Genomic DNA, 2,036 nt, shown 5'->3' with positions numbered 1-2,036 from the left:
TCCTCCTCGACGTGGAGCGCGACGTGATCGCGGCGGAATCGGCCGAGGCGCCGGAGAGCGGCGCCGGCCCCGAGAACCTGTCGCACGTCATCTTCACCTCCGGGTCCACGGGCCGGCCCAAGGGGGTGATGATCCGCCACTCCTCGACGGTCGTCCTGCTGCACTGGCTGCGGGAGAACGTGACGGACGAGGAGCGCTCGGCCGTGCTCTTCTCCACGTCGATCAACTTCGACGTCAGCATCGCGGAGGTGTTCGGGACGCTGGCGTGGGGCGGGCAGCTGGTGCTCGTGGAGAACGCGCTGGACCTCCCCAGTGCCGGCGAGGACGTCGTCTACGCCAGCATGGTCCCCAGCGCGGCGGCGGAGCTGCTGCGCAGCGGCGGCATCCCGGCGTGCCTGAAGACGCTGAACCTGGCGGGCGAGCCGGAGGCGGCGCCGGAGAGCGGCGTGCTCCCGGAGAACCTGTCGCACGTCATCTTCACCTCCGGGTCGACGGGGCGGCCGAAGGGGGTGATGATCCGCCACTCCTCGACCGTCGCCCTGCTGTACTGGCTGCGGGAGATCGTCACCGACGAGGAGCGCCGGTCCGTCCTCTTCTCCACGTCGATCAACTTCGACGTGAGCGTCGCCGAGATCTTCGGCACCCTCGCCTGGGGCGGGACGCTGGTGATCGCCGAGAACGCGCTGGAGCTGGCGACGCTCGGTGAAGAGGTCGTCTACGCCAGCATGGTCCCCAGCGCGGCGGCGGAGCTGCTGCCCGGCGGCGGCATCCCGGCGTGCGTGAAGACGCTGAACTTCGCCGGCGAGGCGCTGCCGGGCGCGCTGGTGCAGGGGCTGTACGCGCTGGGCACGGTGCAGAAGGTCGGCAACCTGTACGGGCCGACGGAAGACACTACCTACTCCACGTACTACGTCGTTCCACGCGGCGCGGAGCAGGTGCTGGTGGGCACGCCGGTGGCGAACACGCAGGCGTACGTGCTGGATGCGCACCTTCAGCCGGTGCCCGTCGGTGCCGTGGGCGAGCTCTACCTCGCGGGCGACGGCCTGTCGCGCGGCTACGCGAATCGCCCGGCGATGACGGCGGAGCGCTTCGTCCCCTGCCCGTTCGGCGCGCCGGGAGCGCGGATGTACCGGGTGATGGACCGCGTGCGCTGGCGGGAAAGTGCGGGAGTAGAAGTGCCCGCTGAGTCCCGCACTGACGCACTGACGCACTCACGCACTGCTGTTCTGGAGTACCTGGGCCGGATCGACTTCCAGGTGAAGGTGCGCGGCTACCGGATCGAGCTGGGCGAGATCGAGGCGCGGCTCGCGGAGCACCCGGGTGTGCGCGCCCCGGTGGTTCTCGTTCGCGAGGACGCACCCGGCGACCAGCGGCTGGTGGCGTACCACCTGGGGGATGAGCCGGTGGCGGTGGATGCGCTGCGGGCACATCTCGCCGAGCGCCTGCCGGAGTACATGGTGCCGGCGGCATACGTGTGGATGGAGGCGTACCCGCTCACCCCGAACGGAAAGGTGGACCGCAGGGCGCTCCCCGCGCCGGAAGGGAATGCGTATTCGGCCGGCGAGTACGCGGCGCCGGTGGGCGAGACGGAGGAGGCGCTGGCCGGGATCTGGGCCGAGGTGCTGGGGGTGGAGCGGGTGGGCCGCCACGACAACTTCTTCGAATTGGGCGGGCACTCGCTGCTGGCCGTGCGGGTGATCTCGCGGATGCGGCAGGTGCTGGGGGTGGAGGCTCCGCTGGCGCACCTGTTCTCGCATCCAACGGTGGAATCGCTGGCCGCGCGTGTTTCCGGTGCGGAACTCCAGGTCGAGAGCGACCGGGCGATCGCCATCCGCCCGTCCGGGTCCCGGCCCCCGCTCTTCCTGGTGCACGAGGGAGCGGGGTCCACCGCGTATGCACAGGTGCTCCATCCTCACCTGGACGGCGACATCCCGGTGTACGCGCTGCCGGCGCCGTCGCCATCGGAGCCGCCGCTGCGCACCGTCGAGGGGATGGCGACACGCCTGGTGCGGATGATCCGCGAGGTGCAGCCCTCG

Annotated in this window: 1 protein-coding gene; it reads left to right on the top strand. The window is 71.0% G+C overall.

Features of this window, described 5'->3' with window-relative positions:
* Window positions 1–2,036: AMP-binding protein (locus VF632_RS14205; protein ID WP_331023570.1), on the top strand; the 2,036-nt coding region annotated here is incomplete at both ends.

This window comes from Longimicrobium sp., from assembly GCF_036388275.1.
Classification (GTDB): Bacteria; Gemmatimonadota; Gemmatimonadetes; order Longimicrobiales; family Longimicrobiaceae; genus Longimicrobium.
The sequence above is the reverse complement of the archived record's forward strand: the minus strand, read 5'-3'. Positions and strand labels throughout refer to the sequence as shown.